Source organism: Mammaliicoccus sp. L-M44, assembly GCF_022386355.1.
Lineage (GTDB): Bacteria > Bacillota > Bacilli > Staphylococcales > Staphylococcaceae > Mammaliicoccus > Mammaliicoccus sciuri_A.
In genome coordinates this window covers 103,985-129,656 of sequence record NZ_JAJNIU010000005.1, presented here as the reverse complement: position 1 = coordinate 129,656, position 25,672 = coordinate 103,985, and the positions used below count along the sequence as shown (strand labels likewise).

Below are 25,672 nucleotides of genomic sequence, written 5' to 3'. Positions count from 1 at the left end.
TTTTATTTAAAGTATTCAGTTTTATAAGCTTTATTAATATTGATCCAAGCTAAATAGATAAATGCTACTTCAAAATAGAACAGAATATGATATGGCAAATTCGTAACGGATGCGTTACCTAACACCATTGATTGTTGGAACCCATTAATAATATAGAATAATGGATTGAGTTTTAAAACATTAACCCAAACTACATACATATTATTAGGTACGTACAATATCGGTACGACAAATAATAATACAATCAATAATCCGAAAACGATAAACCGTGCAGAATATACATATTTACCAAACACACCAATAATCGATGCTACTGGTACAAGTAATATGTATGCCATTACTAAATAATAGAAAAATCCTAAATGGTTAATTTCGATTAAATTTGATGTCGATAATGTTGAAACAATCCCAGTAAGCGTTACAACAATCAAGAATATGATCATTGTTAAAAATACTTGTGAAGAAGCGCCAACATAGTACGGTACTGATAATCTATTATAAAGTGCCCCTTGTTTTCTGACTGTCTTTTCAGAATTAAAAAGTGATAAAAAGACCCACATGTAAGCGAAAAAGCCAATCAACTTATAATAAGACGTTGATTGTTGTACATCTATCGCATCAGTAATCCATAACTTCAAATATGTGAAGATCAATAATACTAACATGATAGCAAAAGCAGATACATAATATTTATAATGAGTTTTAACTTCATAGAAGCAATATTTAAGCATATGTGAAAAATGTTTAATATGTTGTTCAAATAATTCGTTCATATTGACCTCCTATAATTGTATAAAAATCCATTTGTTTTCTGCTAAGTCTGCTATCATAAAGCCATCTCTTGATTTAACGACCCAAGTGTCACTTGAAATATTGTATTTCTTAACTAATTTAGCTTTGTTTTTCATATCAAATGTAAAACCAGTTAATTGATTGTCACTGTTGAAAACCATATGTACTTTTTGGCCTTCCATTTGTTCATTAAATCGGTTTGCTTTATCAGCTGTAATGGTCTCAGAAACTTTCTTATGTGATTTATGCATAAAGCTGTTATAAAAATCAATATAATTTAAATAACTATCATCAACATAATCTTCTAAATCTGACCAATCAACGTCTTCATATAGTCCTGCAGGATTGAAAAAGTACAAGTTATTCTTTTTAGAGATATAAGTCTTGTCATCTACTTCAAGTCTATAATTAGATTGATTTTCACCTGTTACATCTACAAAACTATATTGAGGTAATTTCAACTTTGAGCCTTTGGATGAAGGTGTGAGTTCTGTATCATGTTTTAGCGATAGGACATAAGCTGACTTATCTATGTATTTAGGTTCACTATTTGTTGTGATGACCTGTTTTGATGTAACTTCTTTTTCTGTAGGAGAGCTCCCTACACCTATAAACATAAATAGTGCTGCTAATGTAGCACCAAAGATAAATGTTAAGCCATAAAATATCATTTTCTCAATAGATTTCGGCACTCTACCGTATTGATATTTACGCATTCTTTTATAACCTTCGCCGTGCGCTATAGGAAGTTCTTGCTGAGACATCTTCCATTTAAGATCGTAAAGTTCTTTTTGGTCTTTATCTTGAATTTGATTATATTTCTTATGATATTCTCGGTAATGACCTAATACTTCTTTAACGGTACCTTCTTTTCTAACTTGACCATAAGTTAACCAGATAAGATAGTTACTCATCTTCTCAATTGAGTGTATATGGTCATCGATTACGACAGCAGCACGATCATATTCTTTTTGTTCATTTAAAAATTCATGGAACTTCTTCTGAAATGATTCGTCTAAGTATTGAATGATATTAGTAAAAATTGCAACGGTAGGTCTCATATATTTGGCTATACTAACTAATAATTGAGCATATTCCGCTTCATTAATATCTTGGCACGTCTTTGAAGCTTTATCCGATAATTTAGCAAAGCTTAATATTTGTCTTTGAATCGTCGTAATGTCTCTAATTTCTACACCGGATAAACTCAAAGTACGAATAATCATTTCATTCAATGTTTGATGATCATCAGCTTTATGCCTAACATCCGCTAAAAATGTTTGCGCATGATTTGTTACTTTACCTAAATTAGGTGCAACTTCTTTAATCATTAATTTACTGATCATTTCTTTACCAGACTGATCATCGCCGATAATGCCCAGCACTTCACCTCTATAAAGATGCACGGTAACATTTTTAAGTACAATGTCCTTGTTAAGGTGCTTTAACTTAAATAATGATTTAAATTTATTCTGTTCTTTACTTATATAATAATATTTAGTTGCGTTAACAACTCTCAGTAATATTTGCTGTGTCATTCTGCACCACCATTATAGTTGTAGAAGACTTACAGGAATGCCTTCTTCAATTTTTGATCCTTTTAATCTAAATCCCCAAGCAAATACACCATTAATGCGTTCTACTTTAAAGTAACTAGGTGTGTCACCTATTAAGCCATATACTTTTCCTACTTCTATTTTTGAAGTGTCGACAAGGTAACTTTCTGCTATGAGCGCTTTTCTCTTATATACTTCATATTCATTTAGTATACCCATCATTTCTGATTTTCTCATCTTTTCGCGATATTCAGCAATTGCGTTTTTTAGTTCATATTCTGTCATTTCAACAAATTTTTTATCATTATTCATCTACAATACCACTTTCTACTAATTTGTCATTAATCATTTCAAATGTATACCCTTTTCTTACGAGTGCTTGAATAACATGTGACTTAAGTTCATATCCATTATATTTCTTTTGATATTTATTATATACCTTTTCCAAATCTTTCATCAAAATATTTTCAACATCATCAGATGTCGGTTCAATATTCAAATCTGTTAGATGTTCATTGATTAATGAAAAAGCATAGCCTCTTTGTTGAAGTGTTTGGACAATCGTTTGTTTTAAACGGTTAGGAGGTTGTTTCTTTTTTTGCATAATCTTTTTTGCGATATTCGGAATTCGATCTTCCGACATTTCCATTTCAAACTTTTCTTTGAATTCGTATACTAAATCTTGTTCTATACCTTTTTCTTTAGCTACTCTTTCAAAATGGTCAGGACCTTTATCCGTTGTTTTTAAAATGGTGTTTTTTAAACTTTCAATATAATCTTTATGGTCTATGTATTTATTAGATTGACAATACTCTATCACTCTATCAATTAAGTCACTGCCATATTCTTTGTCAGTTAAATATTTTTCTACTTCATATTTCGTACGCTTTTTATGAGATAAATAGACAATCGCTTGATTAAGTGCCTGTCTATATTGATCGTAGTCCTTAATTTCTTGTAACTTACTTTTTGTAATTTCTAAATCTTTTCTTAAATTAAAGTAGATGTATGTTGCTTGATCAATACCCATTTCAAATTCATTATTAATAAATAAATTTAAACGTTCTTTGTTTTTCTTTTGTACTTCAAGTTTAGTTATTTTAAGCATTTTACATCCCTCCACACATATATATAGGATACAATAAAACACACTGAGTTTAAAAGTTTAATCTCTTAACTCAGTGTGTTTATTATTGATTTAATTCATTTATAGCTTCAGTATACTCTGATTCAGTAATATAATTCTGTTGTTTCATTTTTTCAAGTGTTGTTTTGATACGTGTCATATAACTATCACTAATATTATTAATATCAAAATTGGATGGTGCATTTACGACACTAGCTAAAATTGCACTTTGTAATACCGTTACTTGAGGAAGGTTTGGATTATTTTTATCGACTGTCGCACCGAAGTAATAATTTGCCGCTTCCTCAATCGTATAATTATTTTGACCGAAATAGATATTATTGACATAATAACTCAAAATATCATTCTTACTATATTTATCTTCAACACGTTTCGCCACAAACATCTCTTTCACTTTTCTTGTCAGTTGCGTTTCATTCGTATAGAAATAGTTTTTAACGACTTGTTGTGTAATCGTACTTCCACCTTGTGTAAGTTCACCATTTTTCAAACTTACAGCAAGCGCACGTGATACACCTCTTAAGTCAATTCCATCATGATCATAAAATCGTTTATCTTCAACTGCTACAAAAGCATTTTTAGTATAATCAGGCATATCTTCAACTTGAACATAAGATTGTTTATCTTCAATTTTTACTAAATCATCAACATCAGATGTTCTTGACCACATATACATAACTGCTAAATAAAAAACAATCGAAAGTATAATAAGTATTGTTACAAGACCAAATAGCTTTGAAATTCTTTTTCTCTTTCTCGGCTGTACAGGTTCTTGATAATAATGTTGATATCTTCTATATTGAACTTCTTCTGAATTAGGTTGTGGTATTTCATTCTTCTTATTCTTAAATAGCCCCATCTGTATTCTCCCTTATTCATATTTCTTACATCATTATAGCTTGTAATAATGAATTTAAACACTTCTTTTTACTGAAAAACAACAAAATCAGTCCTGAGTCTTATTTATAAGTATAACTTTTAGCGTATTTGGGTATAGATAACGATAAGGAGGAATTTTAAATGGCAAAAATTAAAGCAAACAAAGCACTCGTACAAGTCTTAAAGAATTGGCAAATTGACCACGTATATGGCATACCTGGTGATTCAATAGATAAAGTCGTAGATGCACTTAAAACAGAAGAAGATAACATTAAATTCTATGATGTAAGACACGAAGAAGTTGCAACTTTAGCTGCTAGTAGTTATGCCAAATTAACAGGCAAGATAGCAGTAGCATTAAGTATTGGTGGTCCTGGCGCAATACATATGTTAAATGGTATGTATGACGCTAAAATGGATAATGTCCCTATGCTCGTTTTAGCAGGTCAAACAGATTCGAAATTATTGGGCACGAAATTCTTCCAAGAAGTTAATTTGACAGCCCTATTCGAAGATGTAGCCGTTTATAATAAACAATTAGAATCAGCTGAAAATGTACATGAAATTGTAGATGAAGCTATCAAAACTGCATATGCTAAAAAAGGCGTTGCAGTATTAACGATTCCAAGTGATGTTCTAGGTGAGAAAATTGAAGACAATGTCCCTAGAGAAACGTATAAATTTGAAAATGCAGTAACTTACGCTAAAGATGAAGATGTTAAAAAAGCTGCAGAACTTATAAATAAAAGTGAAAAACCGGTCGTCCTAACTGGTGTTGGTGCTAAAGATGCTAAGGAAGAATTACTTAACTTCTTAGATCATATCGATGCACCTGGTTTAATTACATTACCAGCAAAAGGTATCATACCGGATAAACATCCTAATTTCATGGGTAACTTAGGTAAAATTGGTACTAAACCAGCATTTGAAGCGTCTAAAGATGCTGATTTATTAATTTTAGTTGGTACGAATTATCCATATGTAGATTATTTACCTGATAAGGATATACCATGTATACAAATTGATATTAATCAAACAAATATTGGCAAACGTTTTAATGTCGATGTCGGCTTAATAGGCGATACAAAAAATGTATTAGCTGCTTTAACAGAAGCATCTGAAAAAGTAACTGGTCGTAAATTCTTAAAAGCATGCCAAGAAAATATGAAAGCATGGAACAGATGGTTAGAAGAAGATAGAAATAATGACAGCAAACCAATCAGACCAGAATTACTAATGTCTGAAATCGAAAAAATTTCAACAGATGACACAGTATTTTCAGTTGACGTCGGCACTTCAACAGTATGGAGCACACGATATTTACAACTCGGTCACAACCATAAATTTATCACGTCATCTTGGTTAGGTACGATGGGCTGTGCATTACCAGGAGCGATTGCAAGTAAAGTCGCAAATCCAGATAAGCAAGCAATTGCTATCACTGGTGACGGTGGATTTGCAATGGTTATGCAAGACTTCGTTACAGCGGTACAATATAAACTACCAATTATCGTCGTCGTATTAAATAACCAAGAATTAGCATTCATAAAATATGAACAACAAGCAGCTGGTGAGTTAGAATATGCTATTGATTTAGGCGATATCGACTTTGCTAAATTTGCAGATAGCTGTGGCGGTATAGGCTATAATGTTGTAGATGTAGAAGATATCGCCCCTACACTTGAAAAAGCTAAAAATGCAAATAAACCTGTAGTTGTAAACGTAAAAGTAGATCCAGATGCTGCCCCATTACCAGGTAAAATAATATGGGACGAGGCAAAAGGATATGCAAAATTCGAAATAAGAACAGCATTAGAAGAAAACAGACTCGAAAAAATGCCACCACTCAAAACACTAATAAGAAGATTCTTCTAATAAAAATAAAAAAGCAGTGAAGTTTATGACGAACTTCACTGCTTTTTCTATTGGGTTAAAATTAAGTATTTTCAATAAAATTTTTAAAATAGCGTGCTGAGATGTGGAATTTTGTAAATTGTGATGGGAGTTGTTAAGTGCATTTTTAGGAATTGTAGTAATTAGAACGCTGTAACTTCCATTATTCTGAATTCTGGTAATTAGCTAACTCATCTAAATCTAAATATAGAATTTCTTATACCTTTTACCTATACTTTTGAAGTTTTGTTCACATACTCTTCGAATTGTAGTTTTACTATTCCCTCCTAACCACCATACTGCTTCGGTGATTGTGAATGGCTCTTGTTTTAAATAATACAGTTCTTGCAAATTATATTCATAAAGATATTTTTTATCCATGACAGACTCACAATATTGGCATGTACATTTCTGTTTGTCTTGTTCAATTTTTACTGTGAACATGCGATGACATCGAGGACATTTGATACCTGGCTTGATTTGTTCAAACGGTATTGTCACACCTTTACTGTATTGTGCATCAAATGAATTTCTTACTGATAATAGTTTCTGTTTAATTCTTATATTTTCTGATTGATTTTGATTTTTAAAAAGTTGGGTAATGGAGCCTAATTCTGAGGGTAAGATGACTTGATCTTTTAATATGTTTCTATTTTTAAAGTTAAAGTAAGGATTGGTAAAGACTAATTTTGAAATGACGGGTTTACCAATTTCTAGATAGTGACATAGTTTATTGAATTCATTTCTAGCTCGTTCCATTTGTATGAACGGTGAGGTAAATGAACTTCCAAAATTATTTTTTAACAACGTGTCTTCTAAATAATAAATGCCTTTATAATTCTTTATCTCGAATAAATATATTGCATAATCATCGATGACGATTGTATCTATTTGAACTTGACTATTGTATGCAAATTGAAAGTCATTCAAATATACGATATCCGTAACACAATCTAAAATGGCACTAAAATAATTTTCGCCATCGTTTCCACTTGATTTATTTTGGATTGATTTCAAAATATTTTCGGTTAATTCAGCGCGCCCTATTAATGATTGAAAATACTTTGTATCATGCTTACTTTCCATAAACCACGCTCCTTACATATTATAAAAAAATTATATAATAGCCTGCACAAAAAAACCACTCACTATAAAAGTGAGTGGCTCATCAAAGCATCTATTGAAGCAATGCAAGTGATTCACGGTTAAAGTCTTCTAAGTCGTCTGGAGTTCGACTTGTGACGATGCCATTGTCAACGACTACAGATTCGTCAACGACTTTTGCACCTGCATTTTGTAAGTCTTTTCTAACTGACAAGAAACTAGTAACAGTTCTGCCATTTAATAAATCTGTATCAATTAATAATTGAGGTCCGTGGCAAATTGCAAATGAAGGTTTTTCATTTTGTGCGAAATGTTTAACAAATTCGCCAAAACGTCCTTGTTCATCTCCACGTAATAAATCTGGTGAAAATCCGCCAGGAATTAAGACTGCATCATAATCTGCAGCATTTGCTTCATCAATACCAACTTCTACTGTAACTTTTTCGCCTTTTTTACCAGTGATTTCTTTACCTTTTTCTTCACCAATAATAACAACTTCATGTCCAGCATCAGTTAATGCTTTTTGTGGACTTGTTAATTCAACGTCCTCGAATAAATCTGTTACAACTGCTGCTACTTTTTTACTCATAATATCAATCTCTTCCTTTCATAGTATGTCTAATATTTATATACCACTTTTGAAAGGTTTTAAACTTATTTTGCAACTAATTTTGCTACGACTTCTACTTGTGCTGTTTGTGGAAACATATCAATAGGTTGCATGCTTACGACTTTATATTTTTTAGATAAGTGTGCTAAATCTTTCGCTAAAGTTGATGGATTACAACTTGTATACACAAATGTTTTTGGATGAACGGATTTAATAAGTTCAACAGCTTTAATACCTAATCCAGTTCTTGGCGGATCAACTGTTATCACGTCTGGTTTAAAGCCTTCTTTAATCCATTTATCCATAACTTTATATGCATCACCAACTTCATAGTGTACATTATGACGATTATTGAGTTCAGCATTTTTCTTAGCGTCATCAATACCTTCTTTAATGATATCCATACCTCTTACTTCTTTCGCATTTTGAGAAAGCCAAATACCTATTGTACCTGTTCCGCAAAATGCATCTACAACTGATTCATTACCTGTTAAATTCGCTTGAGCTTCAATTTCACCGTACATTTTTGTAGCTTGTTCCGGATTTAATTGGAAAAATGAATCTGGCGATAAATCATAATAGTATTGACCAAGCGTTTCTGTAATTTGTTGTTTACCACTTACATGAATTGTTTGACTGCCTAGTACTCGTGATGTCTTCTCTTTATTAATATTGATGGATAAACTTTCAACGAAAGACAAATTCATGATTTGATCAATAAGAGACTGATTATACTTCAATTGATCATCCGTACAAACTAACGTAACTTGTATTTGTTGACTATGCTTTGCCACTCTCGTAACAATATATCTTAGCCCTTGTTCTTTATTTGGATTTCTACATACTTTAACTTGTAAATTCATCAAAATATTTCTCAGTTCATTCGTAACTTGAATCGTACGTTTGTCTTGAACTGGACATTTTTTAATATCAATTAATTGATGACTGTCTTTTTCATAAAGGCCTGCAATGAGTTGATTTCCTTTCTTCTGAACAGGAAATTGATTTTTATTACGGTATCCCCAAGGATTATCCATACCGATTGTAGGTTTTACAATTTTTGTTGGGATATTTTTTGCATATTTAGTTAACGCATCTTTTACAATTTGTGATTTGAATAAAAGTTGCGCATCATAATTTAAATGTTGCAGTTGGCATCCACCACAAATATCATAAACTTTACATTTAGGTTTAACCCTTTCTTTACTACGTTCACGGATTTTGACTACTTTCGCTTCTATAAAATTTGGTTTCGCTTTTACGACTTGGACAAGTCCAACTTCTCCCGGCAATAAACCTTCTACAAATGTTATCTTCTTCTTATAATAGCCAATACCTTCACCATTAATACCTAATCGTTTGATCGTTAAAGGAAACTTCTGTCCTACTTTTACTGAAACATTCATCTATGGTCACCATTAATCATGCATAGCTTGAACTTTTTTCTCAAGTTCATCAAGCAAAGCAATCCATTCATCTACATCAGATACTTCCATATCTTCAGGATTCATTGCTTCCATTTCATCTAAAAAGTCTGATAACCTTTGTTTGATTTCATTAAGTGATGTTTTTTTACTCATTTTAATACTCCTTTATTTTTAATAATATTATTATGAATGATAACAAGTATAAAAACAATCATAAATCAGTATTGGAAAATTTGATAACAAGTGTTACGCTCATAGATAGGAAAAAAATCAGAAAGAAGGATATATCATGATATACGACTTGAAAAGTCCTATTTCAATAAAAAACGACCCGTGGGAGGCCTATAACGATATAGACGAACACGGTTCATTACAACTGAGTAATATAGAATTTACAACGACTACACTCTGTAATATGCGTTGTGCACATTGTGCAGTAGGTTATACGTTACAATTACGAGACCCTGACACATTACCGATGGATTTAATTTTAAAGAGACTTGATGAAGTCCCTCATTTAAAAACAATCTCAATTACTGGCGGAGAACCAATGTTCAGTAAAAAATCAATTCGAGAAACTGTCGTTCCTTTATTAAAATATGCACACAAACGAGGCATTTACACGCAAATGAATTCTAATTTAACGTTACCACTTGATCGTTATTTAGAAATTGCTGAGTATATTGATGTTATGCACATTTCACATAACTGGGGAACAATCGATGAATTCAGTGAAGTTGGTTTCCATGTAATGGACAAGAAACCTCCTTTAAAAGTAAGATATCGACTATACGAACAAATGATTCAAAACTCTGCCACACTATCAGAACAAGGTATGTTTGTATCTGCTGAAACGATGTTAAATAAAAGTACTAAACCTTATTTACAAAAAATCCATAATGAAATTGTTCATGATATGAAATGTAGTCGTCATGAAATACATCCTATGTACCCTTCTGACTTTGCAAGTCAGTTAAATATTATGAGTTTAGATGAAATGAAAGATACTATTCATGAGATTTTAGACTTTAGAGATGAAGATACTTGGATGTTATTTGGAACGTTACCTTTTTACCCTTGTTTCATGAATGAATCAGACCAAAACTTATTATCTAGATTAAAATCATCTAAAAATGTAAGTTTAAGAAATGATCCAGATGGAAGAAGTAGATTAAACGTAAATGTATTTTCTGGAGATGTAATCGTTACAGACTTCGGCGATGAAACAGGATCTATCGCAAATATTAAACAAGATAAACTTGAAGATGTTTATCAAACATGGATGAATTCATCTTTAGCAAAATCACTTAACTGTCACTGTCCTAAAGTGAGATGTTTAGGTCCAAATTTACTCGTAAAAGATATGTACTATAAAGATGTCGACTTTAAAGCAAACGAATTAAGAATGAATCAATAATATAATAAAGGGCTAGGACAACAATTGTTGTCCTAGCCCTTTATTTAAATTAGATATATAGTTTTGTAGACATGAATTCTAATGTTTTCTTACTTTCTTTTCTTCTTTCTTGGCGTAGTTTCACTCTATCTTGCGCACTTTCATAGAACCATTTTTCATCATCTGTTTCAGGATATATTGCTGGAACTTCTGCTTTATTTCCTTCTTTATCTAAAGCTACAAATGTTAAAAAGCTATACGCTGCTAAATGTTTCTTTTGATTAATATTGTCTTCACTAATGACTTTTACGCAAATCTCCATAGATGATTTACCTGCATAAGTGACAAAAGAAACTAACGATATCACTTCACCTGTTCCGATTGGTTGTAAGAAGTCTACTGAATCCGTAGATGCTGTTACAACTGAGTTCCCACTATGTCTCATCGCTGCGATTGCTGCGATTTCATCAATTTCCGCCATTAATTTACCACCGAACATCGTATTGTGGTGATTTGTGTCCTCTGGAAATATTTGAATGGATTTGACACTTCTTGATTCTTTCATTGGTTTCTTCGTTTTCATATTATAACCCCGTCCAGTTTTGCTTATTTTTATTGAAAAAAATAGCCAGGTTTCCCTGGCTATTCATTCTTATTAATGATAATGTTCCTCATCATCAAAGACTTTCTTCTCTAGTGCTTCTTCAGCAGTATCAATTCGTACAGACTCTCTACTATCGAATGTTTGAACAAGATACATCATTAATGCACCGCCAAATGTAAAAATTGCGAACACAAATGCGATCATTACACTCCATTCCATTGGTGTACTCATGATATCCCCTCCTTTGAATGGCTATAAAGACTTTATTTATCTTTATTATACATGATGTATTCTTAAATGGCTATCTTTTAAAATGCCCAATTACCATCTCTAAATACTGGTTCTTTTTCACCATTTTCCAAAATACCATCAATTGATAAATCTTTGCTACCAATCATAAAGTCAACATGTGTTGTGGAATCATTTAAACCATTTTCAGCTAATTGTTCAGCAGTCATATCTTTGCCACCTTCGATACAAAATGCATAAGCAGATCCTAATGCAATATGACAAGAAGCATTTTCATCAAATAATGTATTATAGAATAACGTGTTCATGTTAGAAATTGGTGAATCAACAGGTACTAATGCTACCTCACCTAGTCGTTTTGAACCTTCATCTGTTTCTAGAATCGATTTCAAAATTTCTTCACCAACACCTGCTTTGTAGTCTACTACTTCACCATCTTTAAATGTTAAAGTAAAGTCATCAATAATATTACCTGAATAACTTAAAGGTAATGTATTACTTACTGTTCCATTAACACCATTTTTATGTGGTGCAGTAAATACTTCTTCAGTAGGCATATTCGCTACAAAGCTGTTGCCTTTTGAGTTTACAGAACTAGCACCCGACCAATATTGACCGTTTGGTAATTCAATTGTTAAGTCAGTACCTTCTGATTTGTAATGCAATGCTTTATATTTTTTGTTATTTAAATAATCTGCTTTTTCATGTAATAAGTGATCATGTTCTTCCCAAGCTTTCACTGGGTCTTCTTGATCAACTCTTACTGTTTTTAAAATTGTTTCAAGTAATTTATTGACCGCTTCATCATCACTTAATTCAGGGAACATCATTTTAGCCCAACCAACCGATGGATATGAAGCTACACACCAACTCATGCGATCACTTTGAACAGCAACCATATAGTCTTTAAATGCTTTTCCGTTTGCTGCCATAGATTTGCGAATTTTATTAGGATCAGCATCTTTCAAACTATCTGGACTAGATGAAACAATTGATAAGAACGCTGCTTTTCTATCTAAATAATCCATTTTTTCATCAATATCATATTGTTTAACATTCTCAAAAAATGATTCAGGTTCATATTGATATTTAAGCTGTGCAATTCTATCATCTTTGTAACTAACTTTTACGTCTTCTGCCCCTATTTTGTATGCTTCCTCAACAACTAAATGTACAAATTCACTTGCATCAATTGAAGCTTGAATATATACAGGCTCTTTTTCCTGAACATTCAAACCAACTTTAACTAATAACTCTGCATATTTTTGAAGCTGTTTTTCATAACCCATTTGTTTAACCACCTTTGTTTATTTTCTAAGGTCACCTAAAGCTTGTGTAATAGCTGTCATTTCACTAGCTGATATGTTTTTTCTAGACATGACCATAGTATGTATTTCTTTCAATTCTTCTTTCTTTTCTTCAGGTATTGCATCTTTATTCAATACACTTGTATTTACTAATCGTAGCTTGCCTTTTAAATCATCTACCATTTGTTCTATTGATTCAGTCATATTTTTTATCATCCTTTCAAAATTTAGTTTAGCAAAAAGTAATTATAATTAAAACTATCAAACTTATATATTCACTTTACAATTTATATGAATATTTTATACAATAAACATGAATTATAAGGTGAGGAGTGATTCTAGTGGCTGTTCAAGATATACTTTCATGGACGCTTTTCGAACAAGTTGCAGTACCAGATAATATTTCGCAATATCTCGTTGAAGGCGAAGAAGCTTATAGTGCTTTTAAGACATTCAGAGATACTGCCGTATTTACAAATAAACGAATTATCATTCGTGATATGCAAGGTATCACCGGTAAGAAAATAGAAACTTACTCTATACCTTATAACATTATACTCATGTGGTCTACTGAGAATGCTGGTAAACTACTTGATTTAAACGGTGAAATCACATTATGGACAAGAGCTGGCCATTTTAAAATTAAAATAGGCAGAAATTTAGATATTATGCCTTTTGAAAAGCTATTGTCTAATGCACTATTATAAACTACAATTGTGTTTATATCTCTAAATTTATGGGAATAAACAACATTAGTGATATTTATAACATATATTAATGCCTATATTCTCTAATTTGAGATTCATATGTGATATGATATGTAGGTCGATGTTAATTTAAAGTTATATTCTTGAAAGGGGAAAAACATTATGCAAAACAAATTAGTTCCTGCTATTTTAATAGGTGGTACAATTGGCGCAATTATTGCATTAGCTGATAAAAACACTCGCCAATCGTTATCAAACCAAGTGCAAAACATTAAAGAAGGCAACACTTCAAGAGAACCTTCTAAATTAGATCAAATTAAAGATGAAGTTCTATACTGGAAAGATGTAATCGAAGAAATTCGTCGTAAAAATCCAGAATTAGAGCAATCAATTATGGATGCTAAAGATACATTCATTGAGAAAAAGAATCAAAGACAAATCTCAGGTTCAAACCATTCATAATTTATATTAAAGACTAGGCTTATTCATCTAACCTAGTCTTTTTTAACATCATATTAAATTAGGAGAATTTATATGGGAAATGATAAATCGAGCTCAAAATTTTTAGAACAAGCTAAAAACTTTAAAGACGAACAAAAAAAGTCTATTAAGAAAGAATATTATATTCCACCACAAAAATTTGAATCTAAGACAGCAAAGAAAGATAACCAAATATTTTATGTTTCAAAAATTAATAAGCCAGCTAAATTTACGAAAGACGGTAATATTTTATCAACTTTAATTTACAGAATTGGTAAGGATAATGCTACAGGACTTGCAGCACAGCTTTCATATTACTTCTTACTTGCGTTATTCCCTACTCTAATATTTGTGTTAACGTTGATACCACTATTCCAAGTCAATCCTGATACAATTACAAATATGATATCAGAGAATGCACCTGGTGATACGGCAAAGTTAATTACTGGCATAATTGATGACGTTATGAATAATGCTAGTGGTGGCTTATTCTCATTCGGTTTAATCGCAGCATTATGGTCTGCATCAAATGGTATGACTGCTTTAATGAACGCATTTAATGTCGCTTATGATGTTGAAGATGGAAGAAATGCTATCATACTTAAAATCATGAGTGTCTTCTTCACAGTTATTATGGTTGTTGTATTCGGTATTGCAATAGCACTACCTATATTTGGTCAACAAATCGGCAATTTATTATTTGGTCCTTTAGGATTAGAATCTGAATTACGTTGGATATTTAGTTTAATAAAAGTCGTACTACCATTAATTGTGACGTTTATCGTATTTATCACACTATATACGCTTGCACCAAACATTAAAATCAAATTATTATCAGTTGTTCCTGGTGCAGCTTTTACAACAATTGCATGGTTAGGTTCAAGTGCTTTATTTGGTGTTTATGTTAATAATTTCGCTAACTACTCTAAAACATACGGTAGTATCGGAGGTATTATCGTATTGATGATTTGGTTATTCTTAACTGGATTAATTATTATCATCGGTGCAGAAATAAACGCAGTACTACATCAGAAGAAAATGCTTAAAAATGGATCACCAGAAGAACAAGCATTTAATAACTTAACAGAAAACGGTGATATGACTAATGCCTCTATTGAATGATATTTTAGAATATAATGCAGCTTTTATAGAAAATAAGGAATATAAAAATCTTATAACAACAAAGACACCTAACGCTAAAGCAGTATTGCTCACGTGTATGGATACGCGATTAACAGAACTTTCTACGCGTGCATTAGGCTTTAAAAATGGCGATATCAAAGTTGTTAAAAACGCTGGCGCAACTATTTCTCATCCATATGGTTCTACAATGCGAAGTTTATTAGTAGCGATTTATGCACTTGGCGCTGAAGAAATCATTATCATGGGTCATAAAGACTGTGGTATGGGGAATTTGGATGTGGATTCAGTAATAGATACAATGAAAAGTCGTGGTATCACAGATGATACACTAAATACAATCGAACATTCAGGTATTAATATCCATCAATTCTTAAGAGGATTCGATGATGTAACTGAAAATGTTCAAACAAATATACAAAAAGTATATAACCATCCATTATTTGATCAATCTGTTCCGATACATGGACTCGTAATTGATCCACATAATGGTGATTTAGAAGTTATACAAAATGGATATGAATTTACTAAATAAAAGAAGTTGAGCTCCTTTATGGAAGCTCAACTTCTTTTATTATGATATTAAATTATGTTGAAAGGCATATATAACAGCCTGTGTTCTATCTTGTACTTCTAATTTACTTAATATATTACTAACGTGCGTTTTAACTGTCTTAATCGTAATATGTGAGGCACTTGCTATTTCTTGGTTTGAATAACCTTTAGCGATTAATAATAATATTTCCATTTCACGTTCAGTCAACATTTCGAATAATTCAGCTTTTTGATTCATTCTATTTCTCATTTTTACAAGTACTTCTGGTTCAAAAATAGACTCTTTGTTGTACGTCTTACGTATAGCATTTGCGATATCATCTGCAGAAGTCGTCTTTAATATATAACTATCAACACCTGCATCTAAGGCTTGGTAGACTTCATTATCTTCAATGAAACTTGTTAACATGACGATTTTAACACTTGGTTGATGCTTTTTTATATGTTGTGTTGCTTCTATACCATTCATATCATCCATCACTAAATCCATTAAAATGACATCGGGTTCTAATTCTTCAGCTTTTTCAATACCTTCTCTTCCTGATGCTGCTTCCCCTATGACGGATATATCTTCTTGTGTAGATAAATAACTAGAGATTCCGATTCGAACCATTTCATGATCATCTACAAATAATACTCTAATTGTCATATTGTTCCTCCTTATTATTTGGTACCTTAACTTCAATACGCGTTCCCGATTCAGGCATTGAAATAATATTGAGAGTGGCTCCAATTTCTAATGCACGTTCGTTCATAGTATTTAGCCCATAACTCTGTGGATCTCTTTTAGATGTGTCAAAACCTACCCCATCATCTTGTATACGTAATATAACATAATCATTCGTATCTATTAACTCTATTGAAACTTTTGTACCTTTAGAATGACGTAACGTATTAGATATGGCTTCTTGAGTTATACGGAATAGATGGTCTTCCGTACCTTTGGCTATTTCTATATCTTCTATATCATAAACAACTTTCATTGGTATTTTTTGTTTCAAGTCGACTACTAAATCTTTAATACCTTCACCAAGAGATTTATTTTTTAATCCTAAAGGTCTTAAATGTAATAATAAAGCACGCATTTCTAATTGCGAATCTTGTATCATTTTTTCTAATAAGTCTACTTGTTTAGCTAATGGCTCTTTTAATTCTGATGATTTAATTGCAGATAACATCATACTTGCCGCAAATAATTGCTGACTTACTGAGTCATGTAATTCTCTTGCTAATCTTTGTCGCTCATCTTCTATGATTTTTTTAACGACGGAATCTTGCATTTGATACGATTCATTAATAATTTGTTGAGACTTTAATCTCAACGTGTATAGTTCTTCATGCAAAGGAATTAATGTTTGATAAATTTCTAAAGTTTCTTTGTGCAAATCAATTTCATGGTGATTCACACCTAACATTTCTCCTTGAAAAGATCTTTCGATTTGTTCTTTAATCCAATGGTGCTGTTGATTAATTTTGTAAGCTACTGCAGTCCCTATTATGATACATAGTAAAATTACTACAATATTAATAAACAGGAATGCTGGTACACCTAATATTTGTGTGTAAAATAAACCTTGAAAATATATAATATTAATAAAAATTCGATCTAAGAAAAATAAAATGCCGACAATTGTATAAACAAGAATAAGCATTGAACCGATAATTCTTGTGTAGTTATTCATCGATAAATCACCTCAACATCTCCCATAAATGTTGAGAAGAATATATTAACTTTAAATGAATTTTTATGACTATTTTCCTCATAATGTACTGTTTCATTTTTTACTCTGTACACTTGATCATTCATATATAATCTGCCATATAAAGCAGTTATATGTACATGTACATGGTAATTATATGGAACAATAATTTGCGTCTTTCCAATATATTGTCTCACGACAATAACATTATGCTCAGATAAATTAGCAGCTAAAGATAAATCTAATTCAATATCTCCAATTGCTTGTTGAATTTGTATATCTTCCCATTTATAAATATAGTGTGGTGTCTTTTGTGGAGAGAACCATCGCTGTTTTATAAATGATTCGTTAATATTTTCATTTGATGTTTGATCGACATGTTCTACTCTTAATGGTTTCTTACGATATAAAAGATATCTAATAACTAAAAATACTAAGAATAAAAATAAAATGGCAAGCATGTATGGATTAGAAAGTAATGCATAAATCATTAAAATGGCGCCTATCCAAAATATAATTAATCCCCGTAATTTATGAAAATATAAATATCCTACATATATAAATATCGTACCCATTACAACAACGAGTAATAAGCCTATTTTCTCAAAGAAAATATAGTAAATGTTTGATAACAAAATCAATACAGATAATACGATCAACAATTCCGTTGATATAAATTTATTCTTCAACATACCACTCCTTTTTTAGAGAAGTGAATTCATCTGAGTAAGCATCGTACGCTCAGCTATAGTATCAGCAATTTTATCAAAAGTACTTTTCATAGCTTCGTCAATTTTCGCTAATTCACTTTCTAACATATTAATTTGCTTTTGTAACCATTGTAAATCATGATCTTCTAATTTTTTAGCACATTTAATTTTAAAATCTTCAATCTTGTCCATATACTTATTGTCTAATTCTAAAGTATATTTATCAATTAATTTACTTAATTGACAACGTTTTTGTTCAAGATACGTTAAGTACTGCTTCATAGCTTTAATTTTAACATCTAAGCGCTTAGCACATGTATCTAAACTTTCATAATATGAAACAAGAATTAATTGTTTTAATTGATCTGAAACAACATTAAACATAGAATCACCTACTTCTGTCATATTAAACTCTATTATAAAATGTTATTTCAAATCTAAAAATGGACCTAGGATTGAATTTTCAATAGGACCTTAGTCTTAGAAAAATAAAAAGGAGTAGTATAGAATCTTGTATGTTTAATCAATTCTATCCACTCCTCTTATATTTTTAGTCTTCTAATTTAGTTAATAATAATGGTCCTTCTTTAGTTACAACAATTGTGTGCTCAATTTGAGCGACGAAACTTTTATCTTTCGTTTCAAATGCCCAATCATTTTTACCGTCGCTAACGATTGTCGCGTTTGATGAGATAAATGGTTCTACTGCAAGTACCATACCTTCTTTAAGCAATTGTTTTTCTAATGGATCATAATAGTTCATAACATGTTGTGGTGAATCGTGTAATGAACGTCCAACACCATGTCCTGTTAAGTTTTTAATAACTTTTAAGCCATTTTTACGTGCAGTAGCATTTACTGCTCTACCAATTTGAGATAATTTAGCACCTGGCTTAACTTTCTTCATTGCTTCTTCAAAAGCCATAGCTGCTACATCAACTACTAATTGTTTTTTCGGATCATCTGCATTACCAACAACAAATGAAATACCTGTATCTGCATAATAGCCATTTTTACGAGCTGAAACGTCTATATTTACAAGATCGCCTTCGTTAATCACACGTTTACCAGGTATACCGTGCGCAACCTCTTCATTTACACTTATACATGTGTAACCAGGAAAATCATACTCTGCAATAGGTGCTGATTCTGCTTCTAACTCTTCAAATCTTTCCTTTGCGATGTTATCTAATTCTTTAGTTGTAATTCCGGGTTTAGTTGCTTCTTTTAACTCATCACGAATTATTGCACAAATTTTACCTATTTCTTTTAGGCCTTCAAGTTCTTCATTGTTTTGAATTATCATTTAAATCCCGTTCTTTCTTTTAAAATTTTTTTGTCGTTTATCATTATATCAGAAAATGCATGTTATACTATAAAAAAATGATTTCGGAGTTTTGAATATGAAAGAAAATTGGTTATCTCGAATTATCGGTGCAAGAATTATTAAAACTGGATTAGCAACTTTTTTAACTGCTTTAATATGTATGTCTTTAAATTTAAATCCTATATTTGCGGTTATCACATCTATTGTGACAATTGAACCTACAGCTAAAGCATCCTTAAAGAAAGCATTTGTGAGGTTCCCCGCTTCTATACTTGGTGCATTTATAGCCGTTATTAGTACATACTTCTTTGGAGAATCACCTTTAAGTTATTCATTAGCAGCAACCGTCACGATTTTAGTATGTTATAAACTTAAATTATTTGATGGAATGTTAGTAGCTGCCATTACAGCTGTCGCAATGGTTCCGGTTATCCATGAAGCATTCGTATATAATTTCGTATCACGATTAGCGACGACTACAATTGGTCTTGCAACAGCAGGCATCGTCAACTTCATTATTTTGCCACCTAAATATATAAATCAAATAGAAGACATCAATCATAAGATGGATCAAAAAATTTTAGAAATATACATAGCTAGACTTAAAGAACTCTTACTAGGTGAATACGAATCTACTTTATCCATGAAAAAAGTATCAACATTGCAACAACAAGCTACTAAAATTGAACAACTTATAAAATATCAAAAAGAAGAATACGATTACCATAGAGCAAAGAAAGAATCTAAATCTCACATTAGAAAAGTCGAAATGAAATATCACATTAACCGACTACTAAATGCACATTTATTAAACTTAGTATATTTACCAGAGAATACGCACATCGTCTTTACCGAAAAAGAACGCACAGCAATCTCAAATTTCATCAAATCCTATGAACATTTAATAAAAGCAAATGAATATAAAAAACAAAAAAATGCAGCATCCACATTAAAAAATAGTGTTAAAGGACTAAACGAATTTGATGAAAACCAAATCAAAAGTCACATTATTTATGAAATACTCATGATTAATAAAATTTTAAACGATAGATATTCAAGATTAACAAAATAACTATGCTAAAACATAAATAGCGGCCAGGACATTAAAATATGTCCCAGCCGCTTTTTATGTTTTAATGATGTGAGTTACTTATTATGATTTTTAGTGAACTCGTGAGTTTACTACCTCTTTAACTCACATCTTCTGCAATCTCATGAGTTTACTTCTTCTTTAACTCACATCTTATTATTTTGCTTTTAACAATCGTTTAATAATAGCTTGTTTTGCCGCTTCTTCAACTGTATTGTCTAATTGTTCTGGTTCGAATGTTATACCTTTTCGGATACATGCTTGTTTTAATAAGTAATCGGTGATTTCGTGGTTTTTAGGTAATATTGGTCCATGTAAATATGTACCTAATAAATTCTTATAATGGATACCCTCTTTCTTATCCGTATCATTATTACCATAACCATCAACGACTTTACCTAATGTAGGATATTCGTGATATGTTCTACCACCATGATTCTCAAAACCGACAATTTGTCCAAATGTTTCTGATTCAATTACAATATCTCCTATTAGACGGTCTTTCTTAGATTCTGTATAAATATCAAGAATGTTTAAACCTTCTAATCTTGTACCATCTGGTGTTACATATTCAGATCCTAAAAATTGATAGCCTCCACATATTGTTAAGGTTGGCATGCCGTCTTCAATTGCATCTTTGAGTTGTGTTTTAATTTTCTTTAATTGTTCTGTTGCTAAACTTTGTTCTCTATCACTTCCACCGCCAATAAAGAAAATGTCACAATCATCTAAACTTAATTGATCAGTATCTGTTATATCTATTACTTCTACTTCTATATTACGCCATTTCGCACGTTGCTTCAGTGCAATAATATTGCCAATATCGCCGTATAAATTTAATTTATCTGGCATAAAATGAAATATTTTTATTGCTGACATTATGCTTCCTCCTTGAAGGCTTTATTCAATGTTCGATGCATTGGTGATAAAGATGTATAGTTTGGAATTGCAACTGTAAACTGATTGTAAGTCATCGATAGTTCCGTTGCCTTTTCTATTGAATGTTCTATAATAACTTCCGCTTCAACTTCAGCATATTTCAGTCTTAATGCTAATTCTTCAGCTCTTTGTCCTGTACAGATGATGGTTTTGATATTCTGTCTAGATAATTTTTCAAAGTCTGCATCATAAATCCATGAAATATCTCTTCCATCTGCACCATTATCATTCAAACTGATTAAATAAACTTTTTCTCCATCAATTTGTTCACCTACAGACAAACTTGCATTCAGACCTGCAGGGTTTTTAGCTAAGTTAATAAGCGCTTCTTTTTTACTATTTCTATAGTATTGCATACGTCCATTATCAGAAGTATATGTTTCAAATCCAATTTTAATAGATTGATCATATAAACCTAATTCTCTTAATACTGAATAAGCTGCAATGACATTAAATACATTAAAATCACCGGCAATCTTCATATCAAAATGAGCATCATTTAAGCCTACATGTATGAATGGTTCTTGTTTAAATGCTGTCACTTCATATTGTGGTGTTGCTCTATTGAATCCACATTCACATGTATAATGACCAATTTGATTGTAATGAATATGACTATAATTTAATAATCTTCCACAATTAGGACAGTATTTACTTTCAACCATTGAACTTTGTTCAAAGTCGTGTATCCCTTTTTGCATACCATAATATACGATGTCATCACTTGCTATTTTTAATCGACTAACGAAAGGATCATCTGCATTCAGTAATAGTTTGATCCCTTTATCTTTGATTGAGTTGGCAATATTATCTACCATCGTATCGATTTCACCAAATCTATCCATTTGGTCTCTAAAGAAGTTTGTCACTACCATCATAGAAGGTGTCATTTCTTTTAACACTCTTGGTATAGAACCCTCATCTATTTCTATAACAGCAATTTTAGTATTTTTATTAGATTGAACAATAAAGCTTGAAGTAATCCCAGCTGCCATATTGGCACCTTCAGTATTATGTATAATTTCAATATTGTTCTTCTTTAATGTATAACCTATTAAATTCGATGTCGTCGTTTTACCGTTCGTACCACTAATCATCACGATTTCATCTACTTCATTTGCTAACTTTCTTAAAATAAGCGGGTCTATTTTTCGAGCTATTTGTCCCGGAAGATCCGTACCTTGTTTACCTACTTTTCTACTAGCATATCGAGCTAGCTTTGCTATATTTTTCGCAACATACTTCTTCATACGTTACCTCCTTGTTCTGTCACATCATTATACCACGTTCAAAAGCTTTAAAAAAAGTGTTTAACTGTATCAAATCGTTGGTTTCATTTTGTTGTTATTGTATAATAAAAATGTAAGTTAAAATTATTATAGAAGGGAAGATTTCTATGTTATCTAAAAATATTTTAGATGCTTTAAACAATCAGTTGAATCATGAATTTTACGCAGCACATGCATATATGGCAATGGCAGCTTATTGTGCAGATAAGAGTTACGATGGATTTGCAAACTTCTATATTCAACAAGCTAAAGAAGAACGTTTCCATGGTATGAAAATATATGACTATATTAACGATCGTGGTGAAAAAGCTATTTTCACAGCTTTAGATGCTCCTAAGACTGAATTCAGTTCTTTATTAGAGACATTTAAAGATGGATTAGCTCAAGAACAAGATGTTACACGTCGATTCTATAATTTATCTGAAATTGCTAAAGAAGAAAAAGACTTTGCTACAATTTCATTCTTAAACTGGTTCTTAGATGAGCAAGTTGAAGAAGAGTCTATGTTTGAAACACATATTGACTACTTAGAAAGAATTCAAGAAGACAATAACGCATTATTTATCTATGAAAAAGATTTAGCTTCTCGTCACTTCGATGAAGATGCTGAATAATTTATAGTCTTACTATACTTAAATGAAGACCATCACCGTGAGCTACTCATGGTGGATGGTCTTTATTCATTCTATCTTACATACCATCATCATTTACATTATTCCAACAAATGTTTATAATAACTTTCTAAAGGAAGTGATGGTATGTCTTCATTTGTAGCACTTGATTTTGAAACAGCAAATGGAAGTCCGGAAAGTATTTGTTCTGTCGGAATGGTCAAAGTAATTGATCATCAAATTACAGAAACTTTTTACACATTAGTGAATCCCGAAGATTATTTTTCAAATATAAATATTAAAATTCATAAAATTAAACCTTCTGATGTGACAAATTCACCTACTTTCGATGTCGTGTTTCCATATATGATGGATTTCATCGGTACACTACCAGTTGTAGCACATAATGCTAAATTTGATATGACTGTATTGTTTAAATCTCTCATTAAACACCAAATCGAAATTCCTGAATTAACGTATTTTTGTTCATGTATATTAGCTAGAAAAACAGTCAACAATCATAGATATGGACTTGCGCCAATGATGGATTATTATAATATTGATTTTAAAGGTCACCATCATGCGTTAAATGATGCTAAAGCATGTGCGATTATTACGTATCGATTGTTAAAACATTACCCAGACTTATATTCTGTATTAGATATTTACGGCAAAACGTTAACCGATAAAAAATATGTATAAATAAAAAGCTTCTAGGATATCATGACGCATCCTAGAAGCTTTTATTCTTTTATTTACTCTTTGTGTTGGAATTCTTTTTTTATGTCTCTTTTTAAACTCGCTTTATTAACAGGTCTTTCTAATTTTCTATCAACCCAGAATAATAATATTGCTATCGCAATAATACCTAGTAATTTGATAATATCGAATGAACCTGTTTCAATGGAACTTTTAATAAATAAAATGATTAATAATACTGTAATTGCAATAATTGAAAATTTAAATTTCATATCAATCTCTACTTTCTTATTATAAGTATTAATAAATACCCACTTCTCATGTAGCCGAAACGCGCATTCAACAATATTCAGAATACTAAGGATACATGATGATATCAAGTAAATCGGTTTAAATAAAATCATATATTGTTAAATTACGATACGTTCTTGAAACTAAATTCCCGATTGATACACCTACTAAACGTATAGAAGTCTCGGGGTCTTTTAATGAATTATATAAATCATATGCTATATTATATATTTCAACTTCGTCATAGACGGGTGTATGACTACTTGTTTGTTTAGATAATGTTTCAAAGTTATGTGTCTTAAGTTTAACTGTTATCGTTCGTCCTGCTAGTTCATGTTTATCTGCTCTATTAGTAACTTCAGTACTCAATTTTCTAATTGTATTGAGTATAAAGTCATCATCATTTTGATCTGTTTCAAATGTTGTTTCTCGACCGATTGATTTTCTAACACGTGTTGGTTTCACTGGAGAATGATCAATACCGCGTACTTTATTATAAAAGCTTACACCACGTTTACCGAATAATTGAATCAATTCCATTTGGTCATATGCGTATAAATCTTTACCACTATTGATCCCCAATGATTTCATCTTTTCTTCTGTTACTTTTCCAATACCCGCGAAATCTCCTATAGGCAACGACATCAACAAATCATGTACATTCTCATAATCTATCACTGTACGACCACTCGGTTTATTCATACCGCTAGCGAGCTTTGCTAAAAATTTATTATAAGAAACACCCGCTGAAGAAGTTAGATGCGTCTTATCATAAATATCTCGTTGAATGTATTGTGCAATCGTTGACGCAGGTAAGTCTTTTCTCACAAGTTCAGTAACGTCTAAATAAGCTTCATCTAACGATAAAGGTTCTACAATATCTGTATAACTTTTAAATATTGCCATTATATCATTCGACACTTCTCGATAATAATTAATTCTTGGGCGTACATAATAACCATCCGGACAAAGTTGATGTGCTTGAGCCATGGGCATAGCTGAATGAACACCAAATTTACGAGCTTCATAACTAGCTGTCGAAACAACCCCTCTACCTGAAGCACGTCCACCTATAATCACTGGTTTTCCTTTTAATTTTGGATTATCTCTTATTTCTACTTGAGCAAAGAAAGCATCCATATCAATGTGAATGATTCGCCGTTCCATTCT

At 31.4% G+C, this 25,672-nt stretch carries 31 protein-coding genes; 9 read left to right on the top strand and 22 right to left on the bottom strand.

Annotated elements, in window-relative coordinates; all coding sequences use genetic code 11:
• Window positions 1–2 precede the first annotated feature (2 nt).
• The 5 genes from LQ611_RS04460 to sgtB all read right to left on the bottom strand — a co-directional run bounded on the left by LQ611_RS04460 (window position 3) and on the right by sgtB (window position 4,354).
• Complete coding sequence (locus LQ611_RS04460; protein WP_239709372.1) at window positions 3–773, bottom strand: ABC transporter permease; 771 nt, start codon at window positions 771–773, stop codon at window positions 3–5.
• 9 nt (window positions 774–782) lie between these two features.
• Window positions 783–2,330 (bottom strand): ABC transporter ATP-binding protein, encoded by a 1,548-nt coding sequence (locus tag LQ611_RS04455; protein ID WP_107565626.1) that lies wholly within the window; start codon window positions 2,328–2,330, stop codon window positions 783–785.
• A gap of 12 nt (window positions 2,331–2,342) precedes the next feature.
• A complete protein-coding gene (locus LQ611_RS04450; protein WP_025905625.1) occupies window positions 2,343–2,660 on the bottom strand; it encodes a YfhH family protein in 318 nt (105 codons plus the stop codon).
• Complete coding sequence (gene recX, locus LQ611_RS04445; RefSeq protein ID WP_107572622.1) at window positions 2,653–3,456, bottom strand: recombination regulator RecX; 804 nt, start codon at window positions 3,454–3,456, stop codon at window positions 2,653–2,655. The genes LQ611_RS04450 and recX overlap by 8 nt, the downstream gene beginning before the upstream one ends.
• Window positions 3,457–3,538: 82 nt before the next feature.
• Entirely contained in the window at window positions 3,539–4,354 is an 816-nt protein-coding gene (gene sgtB / locus LQ611_RS04440; protein ID WP_103360890.1) for a monofunctional peptidoglycan glycosyltransferase SgtB, read from the bottom strand.
• Between the two features lie 161 nt (window positions 4,355–4,515).
• On the opposite strand from sgtB, the gene LQ611_RS04435 reads away from it, so the two are divergent.
• A complete protein-coding gene (locus LQ611_RS04435; RefSeq protein WP_107565624.1) occupies window positions 4,516–6,249 on the top strand; it encodes a pyruvate oxidase in 1,734 nt (577 codons plus the stop codon).
• A gap of 219 nt (window positions 6,250–6,468) precedes the next feature.
• On the opposite strand, the gene LQ611_RS04430 is transcribed toward LQ611_RS04435, so the two are convergent.
• The 4 genes from LQ611_RS04430 to LQ611_RS04415 form a co-directional block, all read right to left on the bottom strand.
• Complete coding sequence (locus LQ611_RS04430) at window positions 6,469–7,353, bottom strand: nuclease-related domain-containing protein (RefSeq protein WP_119489614.1); 885 nt, start codon at window positions 7,351–7,353, stop codon at window positions 6,469–6,471.
• A 91-nt stretch (window positions 7,354–7,444) separates the two neighbouring features.
• Window positions 7,445–7,960 carry a type 1 glutamine amidotransferase domain-containing protein gene (locus LQ611_RS04425; protein WP_239709371.1) on the bottom strand — a complete coding sequence of 172 codons (516 nt, stop codon included), beginning with the start codon at window positions 7,958–7,960 and terminating at the stop codon, window positions 7,445–7,447.
• A gap of 65 nt (window positions 7,961–8,025) precedes the next feature.
• Window positions 8,026–9,387, bottom strand: a complete 1,362-nt coding sequence (gene rlmD / locus LQ611_RS04420; protein WP_103360887.1) for a 23S rRNA (uracil(1939)-C(5))-methyltransferase RlmD — start codon at window positions 9,385–9,387, stop codon at window positions 8,026–8,028.
• Window positions 9,388–9,399: 12 nt separating this feature from the next.
• Window positions 9,400–9,561: an SE1561 family protein gene (locus LQ611_RS04415; protein WP_049320382.1), complete on the bottom strand. Its 162-nt coding sequence runs from the start codon at window positions 9,559–9,561 to the stop codon at window positions 9,400–9,402.
• A gap of 136 nt (window positions 9,562–9,697) precedes the next feature.
• Between LQ611_RS04415 and yfkAB the strand changes: the two genes are divergently transcribed.
• The gene (gene yfkAB, locus LQ611_RS04410; RefSeq protein ID WP_103360886.1) at window positions 9,698–10,825 is read left to right on the top strand and encodes a radical SAM/CxCxxxxC motif protein YfkAB; all 1,128 of its coding nucleotides are present in this window, start codon (window positions 9,698–9,700) and stop codon (window positions 10,823–10,825) included.
• 49 nt (window positions 10,826–10,874) lie between these two features.
• Here yfkAB and LQ611_RS04405 read toward each other — a convergent pair whose 3' ends face one another.
• From LQ611_RS04405 to LQ611_RS04390, 4 genes are all read right to left on the bottom strand, one after another.
• The gene (locus tag LQ611_RS04405; protein WP_103360885.1) at window positions 10,875–11,387 is read right to left on the bottom strand and encodes an acyl-CoA thioesterase; all 513 of its coding nucleotides are present in this window, start codon (window positions 11,385–11,387) and stop codon (window positions 10,875–10,877) included.
• Window positions 11,388–11,459: 72 nt separating this feature from the next.
• Window positions 11,460–11,639 (bottom strand): hypothetical protein, encoded by a 180-nt coding sequence (locus LQ611_RS04400; RefSeq protein ID WP_048540679.1) that lies wholly within the window; start codon window positions 11,637–11,639, stop codon window positions 11,460–11,462.
• A gap of 77 nt (window positions 11,640–11,716) precedes the next feature.
• A complete protein-coding gene (locus tag LQ611_RS04395; protein WP_107565622.1) occupies window positions 11,717–12,946 on the bottom strand; it encodes an aminopeptidase in 1,230 nt (409 codons plus the stop codon).
• Window positions 12,947–12,964: 18 nt separating this feature from the next.
• On the bottom strand, window positions 12,965–13,168 hold the full coding sequence (locus LQ611_RS04390) for a DUF1128 family protein (protein ID WP_025905159.1): 204 nt from the start codon (window positions 13,166–13,168) through the stop codon (window positions 12,965–12,967).
• Between the two features lie 137 nt (window positions 13,169–13,305).
• On the opposite strand from LQ611_RS04390, the gene LQ611_RS04385 reads away from it, so the two are divergent.
• The 4 genes from LQ611_RS04385 to LQ611_RS04370 all read left to right on the top strand — a co-directional run bounded on the left by LQ611_RS04385 (window position 13,306) and on the right by LQ611_RS04370 (window position 15,826).
• Window positions 13,306–13,671, top strand: a complete 366-nt coding sequence (locus LQ611_RS04385; protein WP_103360883.1) for a PH domain-containing protein — start codon at window positions 13,306–13,308, stop codon at window positions 13,669–13,671.
• Between the two features lie 162 nt (window positions 13,672–13,833).
• Window positions 13,834–14,133, top strand: coding sequence for a YtxH domain-containing protein (locus LQ611_RS04380; protein WP_025905157.1), 300 nt, complete (start codon window positions 13,834–13,836; stop codon window positions 14,131–14,133).
• A 72-nt stretch (window positions 14,134–14,205) separates the two neighbouring features.
• Complete coding sequence (locus LQ611_RS04375) at window positions 14,206–15,273, top strand: YihY/virulence factor BrkB family protein (RefSeq protein ID WP_025905156.1); 1,068 nt, start codon at window positions 14,206–14,208, stop codon at window positions 15,271–15,273.
• Window positions 15,257–15,826, top strand: a complete 570-nt coding sequence (locus tag LQ611_RS04370; RefSeq protein ID WP_103360882.1) for a beta-class carbonic anhydrase — start codon at window positions 15,257–15,259, stop codon at window positions 15,824–15,826. The genes LQ611_RS04375 and LQ611_RS04370 overlap by 17 nt, the downstream gene beginning before the upstream one ends.
• A 39-nt stretch (window positions 15,827–15,865) precedes the next feature.
• Here the strand turns inward: LQ611_RS04370 and LQ611_RS04365 are convergent, their stop codons facing one another.
• The 5 genes from LQ611_RS04365 to map form a co-directional block, all read right to left on the bottom strand.
• The gene (locus LQ611_RS04365) at window positions 15,866–16,495 is read right to left on the bottom strand and encodes a response regulator transcription factor (protein ID WP_025905154.1); all 630 of its coding nucleotides are present in this window, start codon (window positions 16,493–16,495) and stop codon (window positions 15,866–15,868) included.
• Window positions 16,485–17,528, bottom strand: a complete 1,044-nt coding sequence (locus LQ611_RS04360; protein ID WP_037590451.1) for a sensor histidine kinase — start codon at window positions 17,526–17,528, stop codon at window positions 16,485–16,487. The genes LQ611_RS04365 and LQ611_RS04360 overlap by 11 nt, the downstream gene beginning before the upstream one ends.
• A complete protein-coding gene (liaF, locus tag LQ611_RS04355; protein WP_025905152.1) occupies window positions 17,525–18,235 on the bottom strand; it encodes a cell wall-active antibiotics response protein LiaF in 711 nt (236 codons plus the stop codon). The genes LQ611_RS04360 and liaF overlap by 4 nt, the downstream gene beginning before the upstream one ends.
• Before the next feature lie 15 nt (window positions 18,236–18,250).
• Window positions 18,251–18,661: a hypothetical protein gene (locus tag LQ611_RS04350; RefSeq protein ID WP_233670693.1), complete on the bottom strand. Its 411-nt coding sequence runs from the start codon at window positions 18,659–18,661 to the stop codon at window positions 18,251–18,253.
• A gap of 145 nt (window positions 18,662–18,806) precedes the next feature.
• Complete coding sequence (map, locus tag LQ611_RS04345; RefSeq protein WP_025905150.1) at window positions 18,807–19,562, bottom strand: type I methionyl aminopeptidase; 756 nt, start codon at window positions 19,560–19,562, stop codon at window positions 18,807–18,809.
• Between the two features lie 97 nt (window positions 19,563–19,659).
• Here map and LQ611_RS04340 point away from each other — a divergent pair, with 97 nt between their 5' ends.
• Window positions 19,660–20,655, top strand: a complete 996-nt coding sequence (locus tag LQ611_RS04340; protein ID WP_239709369.1) for an FUSC family protein — start codon at window positions 19,660–19,662, stop codon at window positions 20,653–20,655.
• A 174-nt stretch (window positions 20,656–20,829) separates the two neighbouring features.
• Here the strand turns inward: LQ611_RS04340 and gatD are convergent, their stop codons facing one another.
• Window positions 20,830–21,552: a lipid II isoglutaminyl synthase subunit GatD gene (gene gatD, locus LQ611_RS04335; protein WP_025905148.1), complete on the bottom strand. Its 723-nt coding sequence runs from the start codon at window positions 21,550–21,552 to the stop codon at window positions 20,830–20,832.
• Window positions 21,552–22,862: a lipid II isoglutaminyl synthase subunit MurT gene (murT, locus tag LQ611_RS04330; RefSeq protein WP_103360879.1), complete on the bottom strand. Its 1,311-nt coding sequence runs from the start codon at window positions 22,860–22,862 to the stop codon at window positions 21,552–21,554. Before murT ends, gatD begins: the two co-directional genes overlap by 1 nt.
• 146 nt (window positions 22,863–23,008) lie before the next feature.
• Here murT and LQ611_RS04325 point away from each other — a divergent pair, with 146 nt between their 5' ends.
• Together LQ611_RS04325 and LQ611_RS04320 are read left to right on the top strand one after the other, a co-directional pair.
• The gene (locus LQ611_RS04325; RefSeq protein WP_025905146.1) at window positions 23,009–23,515 is read left to right on the top strand and encodes a ferritin; all 507 of its coding nucleotides are present in this window, start codon (window positions 23,009–23,011) and stop codon (window positions 23,513–23,515) included.
• 144 nt (window positions 23,516–23,659) lie between these two features.
• A complete protein-coding gene (locus LQ611_RS04320) occupies window positions 23,660–24,214 on the top strand; it encodes a 3'-5' exonuclease (RefSeq protein WP_239709367.1) in 555 nt (184 codons plus the stop codon).
• Window positions 24,215–24,267: 53 nt separating this feature from the next.
• On the opposite strand, the gene LQ611_RS04315 is transcribed toward LQ611_RS04320, so the two are convergent.
• Complete coding sequence (locus LQ611_RS04315; RefSeq protein ID WP_048540669.1) at window positions 24,268–24,483, bottom strand: hypothetical protein; 216 nt, start codon at window positions 24,481–24,483, stop codon at window positions 24,268–24,270.
• 118 nt (window positions 24,484–24,601) lie between these two features.
• Window positions 24,602–25,669: a DNA polymerase IV gene (gene dinB / locus LQ611_RS04310; RefSeq protein ID WP_239709364.1), complete on the bottom strand. Its 1,068-nt coding sequence runs from the start codon at window positions 25,667–25,669 to the stop codon at window positions 24,602–24,604.
• Window positions 25,670–25,672 lie beyond the last annotated feature (3 nt).

What these genes read in the sequence shown, in the direction of transcription:
- LQ611_RS04460 (WP_239709372.1), bottom strand. Translation starts at nt 773, where the DNA reads ATGAACGAATTATTTGAACAACATATTAAACATTTTTCACATATGCTT.
- LQ611_RS04455 (WP_107565626.1), bottom strand. Translation starts at nt 2,330, where the DNA reads ATGACACAGCAAATATTACTGAGAGTTGTTAACGCAACTAAATATTAT.
- LQ611_RS04450 (WP_025905625.1), bottom strand. Translation starts at nt 2,660, where the DNA reads ATGAATAATGATAAAAAATTTGTTGAAATGACAGAATATGAACTAAAA.
- recX (WP_107572622.1), bottom strand. Translation starts at nt 3,456, where the DNA reads ATGCTTAAAATAACTAAACTTGAAGTACAAAAGAAAAACAAAGAACGT.
- sgtB (WP_103360890.1), bottom strand. Translation starts at nt 4,354, where the DNA reads ATGGGGCTATTTAAGAATAAGAAGAATGAAATACCACAACCTAATTCA.
- LQ611_RS04435 (WP_107565624.1), top strand. Translation starts at nt 4,516, where the DNA reads ATGGCAAAAATTAAAGCAAACAAAGCACTCGTACAAGTCTTAAAGAAT.
- LQ611_RS04430 (WP_119489614.1), bottom strand. Translation starts at nt 7,353, where the DNA reads ATGGAAAGTAAGCATGATACAAAGTATTTTCAATCATTAATAGGGCGC.
- LQ611_RS04425 (WP_239709371.1), bottom strand. Translation starts at nt 7,960, where the DNA reads ATGAGTAAAAAAGTAGCAGCAGTTGTAACAGATTTATTCGAGGACGTT.
- rlmD (WP_103360887.1), bottom strand. Translation starts at nt 9,387, where the DNA reads ATGAATGTTTCAGTAAAAGTAGGACAGAAGTTTCCTTTAACGATCAAA.
- LQ611_RS04415 (WP_049320382.1), bottom strand. Translation starts at nt 9,561, where the DNA reads ATGAGTAAAAAAACATCACTTAATGAAATCAAACAAAGGTTATCAGAC.
- yfkAB (WP_103360886.1), top strand. Translation starts at nt 9,698, where the DNA reads ATGATATACGACTTGAAAAGTCCTATTTCAATAAAAAACGACCCGTGG.
- LQ611_RS04405 (WP_103360885.1), bottom strand. Translation starts at nt 11,387, where the DNA reads ATGAAAACGAAGAAACCAATGAAAGAATCAAGAAGTGTCAAATCCATT.
- LQ611_RS04400 (WP_048540679.1), bottom strand. Translation starts at nt 11,639, where the DNA reads ATGAGTACACCAATGGAATGGAGTGTAATGATCGCATTTGTGTTCGCA.
- LQ611_RS04395 (WP_107565622.1), bottom strand. Translation starts at nt 12,946, where the DNA reads ATGGGTTATGAAAAACAGCTTCAAAAATATGCAGAGTTATTAGTTAAA.
- LQ611_RS04390 (WP_025905159.1), bottom strand. Translation starts at nt 13,168, where the DNA reads ATGACTGAATCAATAGAACAAATGGTAGATGATTTAAAAGGCAAGCTA.
- LQ611_RS04380 (WP_025905157.1), top strand. Translation starts at nt 13,834, where the DNA reads ATGCAAAACAAATTAGTTCCTGCTATTTTAATAGGTGGTACAATTGGC.
- LQ611_RS04375 (WP_025905156.1), top strand. Translation starts at nt 14,206, where the DNA reads ATGGGAAATGATAAATCGAGCTCAAAATTTTTAGAACAAGCTAAAAAC.
- LQ611_RS04370 (WP_103360882.1), top strand. Translation starts at nt 15,257, where the DNA reads ATGCCTCTATTGAATGATATTTTAGAATATAATGCAGCTTTTATAGAA.
- LQ611_RS04365 (WP_025905154.1), bottom strand. Translation starts at nt 16,495, where the DNA reads ATGACAATTAGAGTATTATTTGTAGATGATCATGAAATGGTTCGAATC.
- LQ611_RS04360 (WP_037590451.1), bottom strand. Translation starts at nt 17,528, where the DNA reads ATGAATAACTACACAAGAATTATCGGTTCAATGCTTATTCTTGTTTAT.
- LQ611_RS04350 (WP_233670693.1), bottom strand. Translation starts at nt 18,661, where the DNA reads ATGACAGAAGTAGGTGATTCTATGTTTAATGTTGTTTCAGATCAATTA.
- map (WP_025905150.1), bottom strand. Translation starts at nt 19,562, where the DNA reads ATGATAATTCAAAACAATGAAGAACTTGAAGGCCTAAAAGAAATAGGT.
- LQ611_RS04340 (WP_239709369.1), top strand. Translation starts at nt 19,660, where the DNA reads ATGAAAGAAAATTGGTTATCTCGAATTATCGGTGCAAGAATTATTAAA.
- gatD (WP_025905148.1), bottom strand. Translation starts at nt 21,552, where the DNA reads ATGTCAGCAATAAAAATATTTCATTTTATGCCAGATAAATTAAATTTA.
- murT (WP_103360879.1), bottom strand. Translation starts at nt 22,862, where the DNA reads ATGAAGAAGTATGTTGCGAAAAATATAGCAAAGCTAGCTCGATATGCT.
- LQ611_RS04325 (WP_025905146.1), top strand. Translation starts at nt 23,009, where the DNA reads ATGTTATCTAAAAATATTTTAGATGCTTTAAACAATCAGTTGAATCAT.
- LQ611_RS04320 (WP_239709367.1), top strand. Translation starts at nt 23,660, where the DNA reads ATGTCTTCATTTGTAGCACTTGATTTTGAAACAGCAAATGGAAGTCCG.
- LQ611_RS04315 (WP_048540669.1), bottom strand. Translation starts at nt 24,483, where the DNA reads ATGAAATTTAAATTTTCAATTATTGCAATTACAGTATTATTAATCATT.
- dinB (WP_239709364.1), bottom strand. Translation starts at nt 25,669, where the DNA reads ATGGAACGGCGAATCATTCACATTGATATGGATGCTTTCTTTGCTCAA.